This window comes from Pseudomonas sp. ENNP23, assembly GCF_001728945.1.
GTDB lineage: Bacteria > Pseudomonadota > Gammaproteobacteria > Pseudomonadales > Pseudomonadaceae > Metapseudomonas > Metapseudomonas otitidis.
On sequence record NZ_LYSP01000010.1, the window covers coordinates 87,939 to 101,227 of the forward strand.

Annotated in this window: 16 protein-coding genes; 6 read left to right on the forward strand and 10 right to left on the reverse strand. The window is 67.8% G+C overall.

Translation table 11 applies throughout. From position 1 onward, the window contains the following. Positions 1 to 4: 4 nt before the first annotated feature. Complete coding sequence (locus tag A9G05_RS08200) at positions 5 to 634, reverse strand: hypothetical protein (protein WP_083265703.1); 630 nt, start codon at positions 632 to 634, stop codon at positions 5 to 7. 148 nt (positions 635 to 782) lie between these two features. Between A9G05_RS08200 and A9G05_RS08205 the strand changes: the two genes are divergently transcribed. Continuing rightward, positions 783 to 1,394 carry a LysE family translocator gene (locus A9G05_RS08205; RefSeq protein WP_069560498.1) on the forward strand — a complete coding sequence of 204 codons (612 nt, stop codon included), beginning with the start codon at positions 783 to 785 and terminating at the stop codon, positions 1,392 to 1,394. After that, entirely contained in the window at positions 1,394 to 2,596 is a 1,203-nt protein-coding gene (locus A9G05_RS08210) for a benzoate/H(+) symporter BenE family transporter (RefSeq protein WP_069560499.1), read from the forward strand. The genes A9G05_RS08205 and A9G05_RS08210 overlap by 1 nt, the downstream gene beginning before the upstream one ends. Positions 2,597 to 2,655: 59 nt before the next feature. On the opposite strand, the gene A9G05_RS08215 is transcribed toward A9G05_RS08210, so the two are convergent. Next, positions 2,656 to 3,417, reverse strand: coding sequence for an SDR family oxidoreductase (locus A9G05_RS08215; RefSeq protein ID WP_069560500.1), 762 nt, complete (start codon positions 3,415 to 3,417; stop codon positions 2,656 to 2,658). Positions 3,418 to 3,644: 227 nt separating this feature from the next. Between A9G05_RS08215 and A9G05_RS08220 the strand changes: the two genes are divergently transcribed. After that, positions 3,645 to 4,649, forward strand: a complete 1,005-nt coding sequence (locus A9G05_RS08220; RefSeq protein WP_069560501.1) for an NADP-dependent oxidoreductase — start codon at positions 3,645 to 3,647, stop codon at positions 4,647 to 4,649. A 30-nt stretch (positions 4,650 to 4,679) separates the two neighbouring features. Here the strand turns inward: A9G05_RS08220 and A9G05_RS08225 are convergent, their stop codons facing one another. The 4 genes from A9G05_RS08225 to A9G05_RS08240 are packed head-to-tail and all read right to left on the reverse strand — an operon-like array spanning position 4,680 to position 7,503. Continuing rightward, the gene (locus A9G05_RS08225) at positions 4,680 to 5,897 is read right to left on the reverse strand and encodes a winged helix-turn-helix domain-containing protein (protein ID WP_069560502.1); all 1,218 of its coding nucleotides are present in this window, start codon (positions 5,895 to 5,897) and stop codon (positions 4,680 to 4,682) included. After that, on the reverse strand, positions 5,894 to 6,355 hold the full coding sequence (locus A9G05_RS08230) for a DUF3291 domain-containing protein (RefSeq protein ID WP_069560503.1): 462 nt from the start codon (positions 6,353 to 6,355) through the stop codon (positions 5,894 to 5,896). Before A9G05_RS08230 ends, A9G05_RS08225 begins: the two co-directional genes overlap by 4 nt. 10 nt (positions 6,356 to 6,365) lie before the next feature. Then, positions 6,366 to 7,238: a PhzF family phenazine biosynthesis protein gene (locus tag A9G05_RS08235; RefSeq protein ID WP_069560504.1), complete on the reverse strand. Its 873-nt coding sequence runs from the start codon at positions 7,236 to 7,238 to the stop codon at positions 6,366 to 6,368. A 37-nt stretch (positions 7,239 to 7,275) separates the two neighbouring features. Beyond that, positions 7,276 to 7,503 carry a DUF1127 domain-containing protein gene (locus A9G05_RS08240; protein WP_069560505.1) on the reverse strand — a complete coding sequence of 76 codons (228 nt, stop codon included), beginning with the start codon at positions 7,501 to 7,503 and terminating at the stop codon, positions 7,276 to 7,278. A gap of 96 nt (positions 7,504 to 7,599) precedes the next feature. Between A9G05_RS08240 and A9G05_RS08245 the strand changes: the two genes are divergently transcribed. Then, a complete protein-coding gene (locus A9G05_RS08245; protein WP_069560506.1) occupies positions 7,600 to 8,451 on the forward strand; it encodes a LysR substrate-binding domain-containing protein in 852 nt (283 codons plus the stop codon). Positions 8,452 to 8,457: 6 nt separating this feature from the next. Here the strand turns inward: A9G05_RS08245 and A9G05_RS08250 are convergent, their stop codons facing one another. Continuing rightward, a complete protein-coding gene (locus tag A9G05_RS08250) occupies positions 8,458 to 9,210 on the reverse strand; it encodes a sulfite exporter TauE/SafE family protein (protein ID WP_069560507.1) in 753 nt (250 codons plus the stop codon). A 102-nt stretch (positions 9,211 to 9,312) separates the two neighbouring features. Between A9G05_RS08250 and A9G05_RS08255 the strand changes: the two genes are divergently transcribed. Continuing rightward, complete coding sequence (locus tag A9G05_RS08255; RefSeq protein ID WP_069560508.1) at positions 9,313 to 10,269, forward strand: LysR family transcriptional regulator; 957 nt, start codon at positions 9,313 to 9,315, stop codon at positions 10,267 to 10,269. A gap of 1 nt (position 10,270) precedes the next feature. Here A9G05_RS08255 and A9G05_RS08260 read toward each other — a convergent pair whose 3' ends face one another. Then, positions 10,271 to 10,783, reverse strand: a complete 513-nt coding sequence (locus A9G05_RS08260) for an RDD family protein (RefSeq protein ID WP_069560509.1) — start codon at positions 10,781 to 10,783, stop codon at positions 10,271 to 10,273. 134 nt (positions 10,784 to 10,917) lie between these two features. On the opposite strand from A9G05_RS08260, the gene A9G05_RS08265 reads away from it, so the two are divergent. Beyond that, the gene (locus tag A9G05_RS08265; protein WP_069560510.1) at positions 10,918 to 11,370 is read left to right on the forward strand and encodes a MarR family winged helix-turn-helix transcriptional regulator; all 453 of its coding nucleotides are present in this window, start codon (positions 10,918 to 10,920) and stop codon (positions 11,368 to 11,370) included. 63 nt (positions 11,371 to 11,433) lie between these two features. Here A9G05_RS08265 and efp read toward each other — a convergent pair whose 3' ends face one another. Both efp and earP read right to left on the reverse strand, forming a co-directional pair. Then, positions 11,434 to 12,000, reverse strand: coding sequence for an elongation factor P (gene efp / locus A9G05_RS08270; RefSeq protein ID WP_044399835.1), 567 nt, complete (start codon positions 11,998 to 12,000; stop codon positions 11,434 to 11,436). Between the two features lie 43 nt (positions 12,001 to 12,043). Then, positions 12,044 to 13,171 carry an elongation factor P maturation arginine rhamnosyltransferase EarP gene (gene earP / locus A9G05_RS08275; protein WP_240921116.1) on the reverse strand — a complete coding sequence of 376 codons (1,128 nt, stop codon included), beginning with the start codon at positions 13,169 to 13,171 and terminating at the stop codon, positions 12,044 to 12,046. Positions 13,172 to 13,289: the final 118 nt, after the last annotated feature.

The window sequence follows — 13,289 nt, forward strand, 5'->3', positions numbered from 1 at the left end:
CGCCTCAGCGCCCGCCCTCCAGTTCCCGTGCACCCCGGAAGAACACCAGCGCCGTGGCCACCACCGACACCAGGGCCGGCAGCGAACTGAACGCGGCCAGCAGCAGTGAAGCCAGCATCACACCCGTGACCAGGATCGAACCGGCCACGACCCGGAACGACGGGTAGGAATCCGGCACCTTCACCAGGCGCACACCGAGCCAGATACACCCCACCCCGCACAGCACCATGCCCGCACCGTAGAGCGCCGCTTCCCACCCGAAGCTCGCCAGTCGCTCCCCCACTGCCATGAGCCACACCTGCAGCAGCACGCTGGATACGACCACGACCCAGGTGGGCCAGGTCAGGCCAATGGCAGCAAAACGCGCCTCGGCAAAGGCCTTGAAGCGCAGGGACACATAACTGCCCAGCAGCACCAGGGAAAGGCCCGACCAGTCGGTAAAGGCCACCGGCAGCTCGACGCCGAACCAACCGATCGACACCGCGCCCAACAACAGCATCAGGTTGCCCAGGAAGCCGACCAGGGACAGCCAGCCCAACAGCCTGAGCTGGCCGGCACTCCACTCCGGCAACGGGCGCGGCGCCTCCGGCTGGAGCAGTTCGACCTGGGGTGGTGCGTAGGGGTTCTCGTCCATCACTGGGCTCCTGATTCAACTGACCGGCACAGTAGCGGGTGCACACAGGCGACGTCACGCGACTGTATCGCTTTTTGCGCGCATCGCTGTACGGGGCGCGGCGACGCGTCACGCCGTAGGCTTTCCCCTCCAAGAAGAGAGACCTGCCATGAGCCTGGAACTGCTGCTCGCCTTTGCGCTGTTTGCCCTCGTCACCTCCATCACCCCAGGCCCCAACAACATGATGCTGCTCGCCTCAGGGGTCAATTTCGGCATCCGCCGCAGCCTGCCGCACATGCTCGGCATCAGCATCGGCTTCATGGTGATGGTCGCCGCGGTGGGCCTGGGGCTGCATCAGGTCTTCGAGCAGGTTCCCCTGCTGTACAGCCTGCTGCGTTATGGCGGCGCAGCCTATCTGATCTACCTGGCCTGGAAAATCGCCGGCTCCGGCGCCCCCGACGACGCCAAGGGCGAGGCGCGCCCCTTCACCTTCCTCCAGGCGGCGGCCTTCCAGTGGGTCAACCCCAAGGCCTGGGTCATGGCGATCGGCGCCATCACCACCTACACCCCGCAGGAGAACTTCGTCACCAACGCCCTGCTGATCGCCGTCCTGTTCGCCCTGATCAACTGCCCCAGCGTCGGCCTCTGGACCGTCGCCGGCAGCCTGCTGCGCCACTGGCTGTCCTCGCCACGGGTGCTGCGGGCGTTCAATATCGGCATGGCCGTCCTGCTGGTGGCCTCGCTCTACCCCATCCTCGTCGACTTCAAGGGAACGCACTGATGTCAGACTCCGGCACCGCCCTGCCCCGTCTGCGCCCACTGGCCGACTCCTCGCCGTCGGCGGTGGTGGCCGGCTTCATCGCGATGCTCACCGGCTACACCAGCTCCCTGGTGCTGATGTTCCAGGCCGGCCAGGCCGCCGGCCTCTCCAGCGGGCAGATCGCCTCCTGGATCTGGGCCCTGTCCATCGGCATGGCCATCTGCAGCATCAGCCTCTCGCTGCGCTACCGCACGCCGATCACCGTGGCCTGGTCCACCCCGGGCGCAGCGCTGCTGATCACCAGCCTGCCCGGGGTGCCCTACTCCGACGCCATCGGCGCCTTCGTCGTCTGCGCCATCCTGCTGACCCTGGTGGGGCTCACCGGCGGCTTCGAGCGGCTGATGCGGCGCCTGCCGGGCTCCCTCGCCGCCGCCCTGCTTGCCGGCATCCTGTTCAAGATCGGCAGCGAGATCTTCATCGCCGCCCAGCACCGCACCGCCCTGGTCCTGGCGATGTTCTTCAGCTACCTGCTGTTCAAGCGCCTGCAGCCGCGCTATGCGGTGCTCGCCGCGCTGCTGGTGGGCTGCGTCACCGCCGGTGCCCTGGGCCTGCTGGACTTCAGCGGCTTCCATTTCCACCTGGCGCAACCGGTGTGGACCACCCCGACCTTCTCCTTCACCGCCATCATCAGCATCGGCCTGCCGCTGTTCATCGTGGCGATGGCCTCGCAGAACATTCCCGGCATCGCCGTGCTGCGTGCCGACGGCTACCAGGTGCCGGCCTCGCCCCTGGTCTCGGCCACCGGCTTCGCCTCGCTGCTGCTGGCGCCCTTCGGCTCCCACGGCATCAACCTGGCCGCCATCAGCGCCGCCATCTGCACCGGCCCCCACGCCCATGAGGACCGCAGCAAGCGCTACACCGCCGCCATGTGGTGCGGGGTCTTCTACGGCATCGCCGGCACCTTCGCGGCCACCCTGGCCGCCCTGTTCGCCGCCTTCCCCAAGGAACTGGTGCTCTCGGTGGCGGCCCTGGCGCTGTTCGGCTCCATCAGCAACGGCCTCACCGTGGCCATGCAGGAGCCCAGGGAGCGCGAGGCCGCACTGGTGACCTTCATGGTCACCGCCTCCGGCATGACGCTGCTGTCCATCGGCTCGGCCTTCTGGGGCCTGGTGGCCGGTGTGCTGACCCTGCTGATACTCAACGTCAGGACCGGGCGGGACTGACCTGCCCCAAAATGAAAAAGGCGCCCAAGGGCGCCTTTTTCGTGTGACCGCGCGATGGCTCAGACCACCGTCGCGCCACCGTCCACCACCAGCGAATGCCCGGTGGTGAAGCCCGCCACATCACTGCACAGGTAGAGCACCGCACCGGCGATCTCCTCCACCTTGCCGATGCGCCCTACCGGGTGCATGGCGGCGGCGTATTCGCCCTTCTTCGGGTCCGCCTCGTAGGCGCGACGGAACATGTCGGTGTCGATCACCGCCGGGCATACCGCGTTCACCCGCACCTTCTTCTTCGCGTACTCCACGGCGGCCGACTTGGTCAGACCGATGACCGCGTGCTTGGAGGCGGCGTAGATGCTCATCTTCGGTGCCGCGCCAATGCCCGCCACCGAAGCGGTGTTGACGATGGCACCGCCGCCCTGGGCCAGCATCTGCGGGATCTGGTGCTTCATGCACAGCCACACGCCCTTGACGTTGACGCCCATGATCGCGTCGAACTCGTCCTCGTTGCCGTCGGCCAGCCTGCCCTTCTCGATCTCGATGCCGGCGTTGTTGAACGCGTAGTCGAGGCGACCGTAGGCCGCGACCGTGCCTTCCACCAGCGCCTTCACCTCGGCATCGCGGGTCACGTCGCAACGGATGAAGGTGGCCTTGCCACCCGCCTCGCGGATCAGTTGCACGGTGGTCTCGCCGCCGACCACATCCACGTCGGACACCACCACCTTGATGCCTTCAGCGGCAAAGGCCTGTGCAGTAGCGCGGCCAATGCCATTGCCGGCGCCGGTGACCAGGGCGACCTGGCCGGAGAATCTCGTGCTCATCGATGCAACCTCGGATGCTGTGGAAATCGCTGGGAGTCTAGCCAGTCGGACCGGAACGGCGTCAGCATCATCAGGCCGCTGTAGAGAGCAGCATCCAGACGGATGATCAAGGCCACCCCCATGGATCATCCGGATTCATGCCGTGGCATTCCTCGCAACAACGAACCTTGCCCTGGCCGGCCTGCCCGACTAAACCGGTGGGTCTCACCCATTCGGAGTCCCCTGCCATGTCCCTGATCAACCGCCAGTTCCTGCTCGCCAAGCGCCCCGTCGGGCCCGCCACCCGCGACACGTTCAACTTCGTCGAGACGGCCGTTGGCGAACCCGGACCCGGTCAGGTGCTGGTGGAAAACCTCTACCTGTCCCTCGACCCGGCCATGCGTGGCTGGATGAACGACGCTAGGTCCTACATCCCCCCGGTGGGCATCGGCGAGGTGATGCGCGCCCTCGGCGTGGGCAAGGTGATCGCCTCCAACCACCCGGACTTCGCCGTGGGCGACCACGTCAACGGCGCCCTGGGTGTGCAGGACTACTTCCTCGGCGAGCCGCGCGGCTTCTACAAGGTCGACCCGAGCAAGGCGCCGCTGCCGCTGTACCTCTCCGCCCTGGGTATGACCGGCATGACCGCCTACTTCGCCCTGCTGGAGGTCGGCGCGCCCAAGGCCGGCGAGACCGTGGTGCTCTCTGGCGCTGCCGGCGCGGTGGGCAGCGTGGCCGGGCAGATCGCCCGTATCAAGGGCTGCCGCGTGGTCGGCATTGCCGGTGGCGCCGACAAGTGCCGCTTCCTGGTGGACGAGCTGGGCTTCGACGCCGCCATCGACTACAAGGCCGAGAACGTCGCCGAAGCACTCAAGCGCGAGTGCCCCAAGGGCGTGGACCTGTACTTCGACAACGTTGGCGGCGACATCCTCGACGCCGTGCTGACCCGCCTCGCACCCAAGGCCCGCATCGTCATCTGCGGCGCCATCAGCCAGTACAACAACAAGGAAGCGGTGAAGGGCCCGGCCAACTACCTGTCGCTGCTGGTCAACCGCGCCCGCATGGAAGGCTTCGTGGTGATGGATCACGCGGCGAAGTTCGCCGATGCCGCCCGCGAGATGGGCGGCTGGATGGCCAGCGGCCAACTGAAGAGCAAGGAAGACGTGGTGGAAGGCCTGGAAACCTTCCCCGAGACCCTGTCCAAGCTGTTCGTCGGCGGCAACTTCGGCAAGCTGGTGCTCAAAGTCCGCTGAGACCTGGCGGGGGTCGCTACGCGGCCCCCGCTATGCCTGCAGCCAGCGCCCCAAGTCTTGCGAAACCGCCCTCACGCAGGCCAGGTCCACCCTGTCCAACCCCAACCAGCTCGCCATCTCCACCAGGCAGCGGCCCAGCTCGGCCAGGGCCGGCTCCGGCAGGCCGCCGGCCTCCTCATGCACCGCCAGCACCTTCAGGCTGCCGCCCTGCCGATCAGCACGCAGGTCGACCCGCGCCACCAGGCGATCCCCCAGCAGGAACGGCAGCACGTAGTAGCCATAGCGGCGGCGATCGGCCGGGGTGTAGAGCTCCAGCCGGTAGTGGAAGCCGAACAGCCGATCGGTGCGGCTGCGCTCCCAGATCAGCGAATCGAAGGGCGACAGCAACGCCGCTGCGCGAACCCGCCGGGGGATGATCGGCTCACCGGCGCAGTAGGCCGGCTGTGTCCAGCCACGCACCTGGGTCGGCAGCAGCTCGCCAGCCTCCACCAGCTCCGCCAGGGCTCGCCGGGCATCGGCCACCTCCAGGCGGAAGTAGTCGCGCAGGTCCTTCTCCGTCGCCACGCCCAGGGCGCGTGCGGCGTGCAGCAGCAGCGCGCGCATCGCCGCATCGGGCGTCGGCTCCGGGGTGTTCAACCACTGCGCGGGAATCACCCGCTCCGGCAGGTCATACAGGCGCTCGAAGCCACGCCGGCCGGCCACCGTCACCTCGCCAGCGGCGAACAGCCATTCCAGCGCGTTCTTCTCATCGCTCCAGTCCCACCAGGGGCCGGCCCGCTCGGTGCGGGTGCTGAGTGCACCGGCCCCGCTTGCGCCGTCCGTGCGGATGGCTTGCAGCACCCGCTGGATCACGTCCTGCCGCTCGCGGCCGAAACGCGCCAGCATGGCGTAGATGCCCTGCCCGGCGGCCGAGCGCGCCATGCGCCAGCGCATCAGCGGGTAGAAGGACAGCGGCAACAGCGACGCCTCGTGCCCCCAGTATTCGAAGAAGCGCCGCTGACGCCCGCTGCTCCAGGCCAGCGCATCCAGCGCCGCGGCGTCGTAGCCGCCCAGGCGGGAAAAGAACGGCAGGTAATGGGAACGCACCAGGGCGTTCACCGAATCGATCTGCACCACGCCCAGCCGCTCGGCCAGCGACGCCAGGTGCGGGGGCCGCACTGCGCCACGGGGCGCCCGGGTGAACCCCTGGGCCGCAAGTACCAGGCGCCGGGCCTCACCGGCGCTCAGCACCAGCGTTGCTCCACTCATGCCACGGGGCTCGCAGCAACCGGCACCGGGTAGGCGTGACGGAAGGTGAAGGCCTCCGGCCCTGCGCCCTCCTCCCGCAGCCGGGCCAGGCGCCGGGCGGCTTCGTGCACGTCCGGCCGCTGACCCGCCGGCACCCACCAGAGCACCTGGTGGGCCTCGCCGAGGCGGTCGAACCACTCGCCCCGGCGCTTGAGCATCTCGGTGTGGGCGCCCTGGTAGGTGAAGGTCTTCAGCGAATCCAGGTCCCGCCAGAGCGAGAGGTTCACCACTACGTCATCGCCGAACGGACGCAGCGCAGTGGCATCGCCCGACTCGTCCTGCAGCCGCCAGAGGTAGCCGGGAGAAGCCTCCGCGAGGCCGTTGATGCGGGCCAGGTTGGCGACGAAGTCCGCCATCACCGGCGAGTCCAGCGGGGCCTTCATGCGGGCGATGTTCAGTTGTGCCAGGTGATGCGTCATGGGCGGGCCCTCACAGGTCCAGGGTCAGGGTCTGCATGACCTGGGCAGCGCCACCGGCCATCAGCCGCAGGATGGCGTCGCGCTCCAGATCGAACTCCACGGTGATCAGGCTCGGCGCCGGTGGCTGCATCAGGTGGCCCTGCTCGATGCGCAGCACCGGCTGCTTCAGCCCGACGCGATCGTGCAGGTAGCAGGCCAGCGGCCCAGCCGCCATGCCGGTGGCCGACTCCTCGGCAATGCCGTAGCGCGGCGCGAACATCCGCGCTCCGGCGTGCCGGTCCGGCTGGCGGGTCTGCTGTGAGAAGGCGTACACACCTACCAGGTCCAGCGCTTCACTGAGCTGCTCCAGGGCGGGCGTGTCGATGCGAATGCCGGCCACATCGGCTTCGCTGCGCAGCGGCACGATCACGAAGCCCAGCCCGGTGCTCACCCGCTCCACCGGCAGGCCATCGGCCAACTGCGCCGGCACGAGGCCCAGGGCCTGCAGCAACTGCGCACGCTGGCCGTCATCCAGCAGTTGGTAACGCGGCGCGGCCTGCTCCATGAAGACCTGCTCGCGCTCCACGAACACCGAGCGCCGGCCGTCGATGGTCTCCTTCGCCGAGGTGCCGGGAGCGACCCGTCCCAGCTCCCGCAGCAGCGAGAAGGTGGCCACCGTGGCGTGGCCGCAATGGGCCACCTGGCGGTTGGGGGTGAAGAACTCCAGCTTGAACGGTGCCACCTCGGAGGCGGAGACGAAGGCCGTCTCGGACAGGCCGACACGGGCCGCGATGGCCTGTTTCTGAGCGGTGCTGAGCGCGTCGGCGTCCAGCACCACGCCAGCCGGGTTGCCGCCCACCGCGCCATCGGTGAAGGCGTTGACGATCCTGACTTCTATGTGCATGGGGCTTCCTTGTTCGATGGTCGTTTGCGTCGGTGGGTTACTTGGCCAGGGGATCATCCCAGAAAGGCCGTTCGGATTCGCGCATGACATCGGCGCGGGACAGGCCCAGGTCCTTGAGCATCGCGTCGCTGGCCTGGGCCAGGTCGCGGCGTTGCCGGTACAGCCGGAACCAGCGCTGGAGGCGAGCCAGCAGCGTGCGCCCCGCCACCGACAGGCGCAGTGAGTACGGCTGCACAATGGCGACATGCTGGGTTGGACTTTTCATCGCGTGGCCCTCCTTGTGGGTTGGCGGCAGTTTCCGGTGGCGGCTAACATCAATCCAACGAATGTTTCTTATGCATCACATCTTGGGAATTGATGAATGAGCTACCCCGCCATCGACACGGAACTGCTGCGCACCTTTGTCGCCATTGCCGACCACGGCGGCTTCACCCGCGCGGCGGAAGCCGTCAACCGCACCCAGTCGGCAGTGAGCATGCAGATGAAGCGGCTGGAGGAAGACGTGCTGGAACGCACGGTGTTCGAACGGGAGGGGCGCAATGTGCGGCTGACGGCCGAGGGGCAGATCCTGCTCAGCTATGCGCGACGCATCCTCAAGCTGCATGGCGAGGTGATGACCACCCTGCGCGAGCCGCACATGGTCGGTGCCGTGCGCATCGGCACGCCGGATGACTACGTGATGCGCTTCCTGCCCGGCATCCTCTCGCGCTTCGCCCAGGCCTACCCGCTGGTGCAGGTGGAGGTGCATTGCGACTCGTCCTCGCAGCTCATGCAGCGCCAGGACCTGGACTTGACCATTCTCACCCGCGCGCCGGGCACCGAGATCGGCGAGCTGTTGCGCCAGGAGCGCTTCGTCTGGGCCGAGGCCGTCGGCCACAGCCCCCACGAGCAGGCGCAGATGCCGCTGGCGATGTTCAACACCGATTGCTTCTGCCGGGCCTGGGCCTGCAATGCCCTGGACACTCTGGGCCGGACCTACCGCGTGGCCTACACCAGCCCCAGCCTGTCGGCGATCATGGCCGTTGTCAGTGCCGGCCTGGCGGTCACGGCCCAACTGCAGAGCCTGATCACCGCCGACATGCGCATCCTCGGCGAGGCAGAAGGCCTGCCCCTGCTGCCCAGCTGCAGCATCGTGCTGGTGCGCAATCCACGCAGCACCTCGCCGGTGACCGATACGCTGGCCGAACACATCATCGAGGGGTTCCGCCTGTAGGCCCGATCACTCGATCGCCAGCAACACGGCACACACCAGCAGGAACACGCAGAACGCCGTGCGCAACACCCGCTCGGGCAGGGCATGGGCCAGACGCACGCCCCAACTGATGCTGAGCAGGCCGCCGAAGGCCAGGGGCACGCCCATGGCCCAGTCGACGTGGTGATTGAGGCCGTAGGTGAGCAGGGTCACGGCGGTGCTGGGCGCCGCCAGGGTCAGCGACAGGCCCTGGGCAACCACCTGAGTGGTGCCGAACACGCTGGTGAGCACCGGCGTGGCGATCACCGCCCCGCCCACCGCGAACATCCCGCCCATGGCGCCCGCCGCACCACCCAGCACGCCCAGCCACGGCCAGGGATGGCGCAGCTCGGCACTGGCCGTGGTCTTGGCCATGAACATGCGGGCGAAGTTGTAGGCCGCCAAGGCCAGCAGGAACACCACGAATGCCAGGCGCATGCTCTGGGCGTCCATTCGCACCGCCACCAGCGAGGCCAGCCAGGCGCAGCCGACGCTGGAGGCGGCCAGCAACAGCGCATGGCGCGGATCGATGCGGTTGCGCTGGTGGTAGCGCCACAGCGCCAGCAGCACGTTGGGCACCACCATCACCAGCGCCGTGCCCTGGGCCAGTTGCTGGTCCAGGCCGAACAGCACCCCCAGCGCGGGGATGGCGATCAGCCCGCCGCCGATGCCGAACACACCGCCCACCGTGCCCAGGCAGGCACCCAGCGCCACATACATCGCGATCGACAACAGATCCATGGAGCCTCCCATCCGAATTGGCGCGCATGCTACGCAGCCCTGGCTGGTGGGGAAACGCACAGCAGCGCACAATGGCTTTGCGCAATTCGCACAGGCAACCCCATGTACCCCGACGCCCTCACCGAACAGCTCGCGCTGTTCCTCGATGTACTCGACGCCGGCAGCTTCTCCGCCGCCTCGCGCCGCCACCCCCTGACACCCTCGGCCGTGGCCCGCCGCATCGACGGGCTGGAGAAGGCCCTCGGCAGCACCCTGTTCATCCGCAGCACCCACGCGGTGCGCGCCACGCCCGCGGGCCTGGCCTTTGCCGAACGGGCAAAGCGCATCCTCGCCGAGCTGCGCCTGGCCCGGGCCGAGGCCGTGTCCCTGAGCAGTGCCCCGGAAGGGCTGATCCGCATCGACGCCCCCGCCCCGTTCGGCCGCCGCCACCTGGCCCCGGCCATCGCCGAGTTCCTGGTCACCTACCCCGGGCTTGACGTGCAACTGCGCCTGATCGACAGCTTCGTCGACATGCACGGCACACACCTGGGGGAGGTCGACCTGATATTGCGCATCGGCCCACTGGCCGACACCCGGCTGGTGGCCACCCCACTGGCGCCCATGGTGCGCATCCTCTGCGCCAGCCCGGAGTACCTGAAGCGGCGCGGCGTGCCGCGCAACGTCCGTGAACTGGAGGAGCACGAAGGCCTCGACTGGGACGCCCTGGCACCGCCCTACGCCTGGCGTTTCGAGCTGGACGGGCGGTTGCAGATCGTCCGCCCCAAACGCATGCGGATGACCGCCAACAATGCCGAAACCCTGCTGTTCGCCGCCGTGGCCGGGCTCGGTGTGGCCCACCTGCCCACCTGGCTGATCAGCGACTACCTGGTACGCGGCGAACTGGTGCCGCTGTTCTGCGACGAGGGTCTGCCGCCACCGGAGCCCAGCGGCATCTACGCGTTGCGACTGGAAGGGGAAGCCAGCTCGCGGAGCCGGCTGTTGCTGGAGTTCCTCAAGAACCGTTTCGGCCCGGAACCGCCCTGGGACCTGGCCCTGCGGGGCGGCCTCGGTCGCGGCTGACTCAGGCCGCCAACTGGACCACGCGGGTGCCGGCGGTCAGGTCGTGCAGGCAGCGGCGGTCGCTACGGAAGATGAACAGGTAGTTCACCAGCAACACCAACCCACCGAGCAGCGGGATGTAGGCGATCAGCCCCCAGAGCAGGTAGCGCTTGAGGTACATCGGGACCCAGTCCGGCTTGTGGCCGTCCTGGTCGACGATGGCGATCTTCAGCAGGCGCTTGCCCACGGTCTGGCCGTAGCGACTGAGGAACACCCCGTTGACCGCAAGGAAGGCAGCGATCCCCAGCACGGCGCCCACGGCCTGCTGCCCGAAACCGGGCTGCACGCCCGAGGTGATGCCGTCATAGACCCCGAAGACGAAGCCCAGGGGCAGGCAAACGAGGATCAGGATGAGGCTGTCGATGATCGCAGCGCCCAGGCGGGTGCCACGGGGCGCCAGCGGCAGGCCGCCGACGGTTTCCTGGGTGAGCGGAGCCTGGGGCGCCTGGTAGGGGTTGTTCTGCGGGTCGGTCATGTCGCACTCCTTGGCGCACGAGGGAAAACGCCAAGTGTGGCCGCTTCCTGCCAGGCTGCAAACAGCCCGTGCCCTGTTTTGCCCGCGAAAGGCTTGTGCGCTAAATTGCGCCCTTGCCAAACCCGGAGGTGGCCATGAGCGAACCCGTCGAGCCCTGCGAAGCCCTCAAGCTGGATAACCAACTGTGTTTCGCCCTGTATTCCACCTCGCTGCTGATGACCAAGGTCTACAAGCCCCTGCTGCAGGAGCTGGGCCTCACCTACCCGCAGTACCTGGCCATGCTGGTGCTCTGGGAGGGCGATGGCATCACCGTCGGCGAGATCAGCGCCCGCTTGCTCACCGACCCCGGCTCCCTCACCCCGCTACTCAAGCGCCTGGAGGCCGAAGGCCTGATCACCCGCACCCGCAGCAGCGCCGACGAGCGCGTGGTCGAGCTGCGCCTGACCGACAAGGGCCGCGCCCTGCATCGGGAAGCACAGCGCATCCCCGGCTGCATCCTCGCTGCCAGCGAGATGACCCTGGGCGACCTCGGCACGCTGAAGGAGGAACTCGTCGCCCTGCGCCAGAACCTGCAGAAGGCGCTCTGAGCGAAACAGCAGAAACGAAAAAGCCCGGCAATGCCGGGCTTTTCTGTCACTCGCGGTTCAGGCTCAGGCCTTGACGCGGGACTTGTACTCGCCGGTGCGGGTATCGATCTCGATGGAATCACCGATTTCGCAGAAGGCGGAAACCTGCAGCTCAGCACCGTTGTGCAGGCGGGCAGTCTTCATCACCTTGCCGGAGGTGTCGCCACGGACGGACGGCTCGGTGTAGGCGATCTGGCGAACGATGGTGGTCGGCAGTTCAACGGAGATCACGCGGTCGTTGTAGAAAACGGCTTCGCAAACGTCGGTCATGCCGTCTTCGATGAAGGTCATGACGCCTTCCAGATCGGCTTTCTCGATCTCGTACTGGTTGAACTCGGTGTCCATGAACACGTACAGCGGGTCGGCGAAGTAGGAGTAGGTCACTTCCTTGCGTTCAAGGATGATCGGCTCCAGCTTGTCGTCGGCCTTGAACACGGTCTCGGTACCGGCGCCGGTCAGCAGGTTCTTCAGCTTCATCTTGACGACGGCGCTGTTGCGGCCGGACTTGTTGAATTCGGCCTTTTGGATGACCCAGGGAGCGCCATTGATGTTGGCGACTTGGCCGGCGCGGAACTCTTGAGCGGTTTTCATACGAATATCCGATTTGGATGGGTGACTAAAAACAGGCCGCGTATCATATCCAATTTGTATAAAAATGCACCATCCCCGCGGCCAGGTCCTGCCGCGAGCCCTGCAGACCGCACCAGCGCTGGGCCCAGACCTGCAGCTCGGCCTCGTGGCGGACCAGCGCACGCCATGCCTCGCCCATGTCGCCTCCCCGGTTCCAGGCCAGCCAGCTACCACGCAATGCCTGCGCCGCCTCGCTCGACAACCCCTCGCCATACAGCGCCAGGAAGGCTTCCAGCTTCTCCAGGTGGGCGTCCTCGGCCTGCTGGTAGATGTGCCACAGCAGCGGACGCCCCGCCCATTGCGCCCGCACGAAGGAATCCTCGCCGCGCACGGCGTTGAAGTCGCAGCACCACAGCAGGCGGTCATAGTCGTCCTGGGGCACGAAGGGCAGCACCACCAGCGACAGGTTGCCGCGCTGCAGCCGATCCCCCGCCACCAGCCCGTCCTGTCCCGCCCAGGCCGCCAAGTCACCGAGGATGCGCCCCTCCGGCACCAGCAGGCAGGTCGGCCGGGCATCCTCTGCCAGGGCCTGCAGCCAGCTCGCCAGCGCCGGGTTCTCGTAGGCGAACAGCGAGACCAGCCGCGCACCGGCTTCGCGCACCACGCCCAGGGAAGCCAGGAAGGCGTCTTGGGCCACCCGGTCCGCCTGCCAGGCCTCGCGCCGCACCAGCAGGCCGGCCTCGCGCAGCAGGCCGCCGGTGTCGGCACGGAACCCGGGGAAGAAGAAGAACTTGCTCAGACCATTGGCCTGCAGCGACGGCAGCCCGTGGCAGCCGCCGACCCAGTCCTCGGCGCTCAGGTACTCCAGGTTCAACCACAGCGGCGGCCGCTCACGGGCCTGCATGGCCGCCACGTAGGCCGCCGGCAGTTCGCAGGCGAAGGCCTCGATCACCCCATCGGCCGGCTCTACCTCGGGCCATTCACGGTACCAGCGGCACACCTCCACCCCGGCACAGACCTGCCGGTCAACCAGGGGATCAGCCGCCGGATGCAGGCGCTGGAAGGCTGCCGGCTCGTCGACCCACAGGCGCACCGCCGCCCCGTGCTCGGCCACCAGTTGGCGGGCCAGGCGCCAGGTCACGCCGATGTCGCCGTAGTTGTCCACCACGCTGCAGAAGATGTCCCAGTTCACCGCATCACCCCGGCCTTGAAGAGGCGCGCAGTTTACTCCGAGGCCCATGCAAAAAACGCAGGGGGCTTGCCCGGGGCGGCGCAAAACCGGCAACCCCACCCTGAAACCAGGCTCAGCA

Coding starts and splice junctions, on each gene's coding strand:
- A9G05_RS08200 (WP_083265703.1), bottom strand. CDS start 634: ATGGACGAGAACCCCTACGCACCACCCCAGGTCGAACTGCTCCAGCCG.
- A9G05_RS08205 (WP_069560498.1), top strand. CDS start 783: ATGAGCCTGGAACTGCTGCTCGCCTTTGCGCTGTTTGCCCTCGTCACC.
- A9G05_RS08210 (WP_069560499.1), top strand. CDS start 1,394: ATGTCAGACTCCGGCACCGCCCTGCCCCGTCTGCGCCCACTGGCCGAC.
- A9G05_RS08215 (WP_069560500.1), bottom strand. CDS start 3,417: ATGAGCACGAGATTCTCCGGCCAGGTCGCCCTGGTCACCGGCGCCGGC.
- A9G05_RS08220 (WP_069560501.1), top strand. CDS start 3,645: ATGTCCCTGATCAACCGCCAGTTCCTGCTCGCCAAGCGCCCCGTCGGG.
- A9G05_RS08225 (WP_069560502.1), bottom strand. CDS start 5,897: ATGAGTGGAGCAACGCTGGTGCTGAGCGCCGGTGAGGCCCGGCGCCTG.
- A9G05_RS08230 (WP_069560503.1), bottom strand. CDS start 6,355: ATGACGCATCACCTGGCACAACTGAACATCGCCCGCATGAAGGCCCCG.
- A9G05_RS08235 (WP_069560504.1), bottom strand. CDS start 7,238: ATGCACATAGAAGTCAGGATCGTCAACGCCTTCACCGATGGCGCGGTG.
- A9G05_RS08240 (WP_069560505.1), bottom strand. CDS start 7,503: ATGAAAAGTCCAACCCAGCATGTCGCCATTGTGCAGCCGTACTCACTG.
- A9G05_RS08245 (WP_069560506.1), top strand. CDS start 7,600: ATGAGCTACCCCGCCATCGACACGGAACTGCTGCGCACCTTTGTCGCC.
- A9G05_RS08250 (WP_069560507.1), bottom strand. CDS start 9,210: ATGGATCTGTTGTCGATCGCGATGTATGTGGCGCTGGGTGCCTGCCTG.
- A9G05_RS08255 (WP_069560508.1), top strand. CDS start 9,313: ATGTACCCCGACGCCCTCACCGAACAGCTCGCGCTGTTCCTCGATGTA.
- A9G05_RS08260 (WP_069560509.1), bottom strand. CDS start 10,783: ATGACCGACCCGCAGAACAACCCCTACCAGGCGCCCCAGGCTCCGCTC.
- A9G05_RS08265 (WP_069560510.1), top strand. CDS start 10,918: ATGAGCGAACCCGTCGAGCCCTGCGAAGCCCTCAAGCTGGATAACCAA.
- efp (WP_044399835.1), bottom strand. CDS start 12,000: ATGAAAACCGCTCAAGAGTTCCGCGCCGGCCAAGTCGCCAACATCAAT.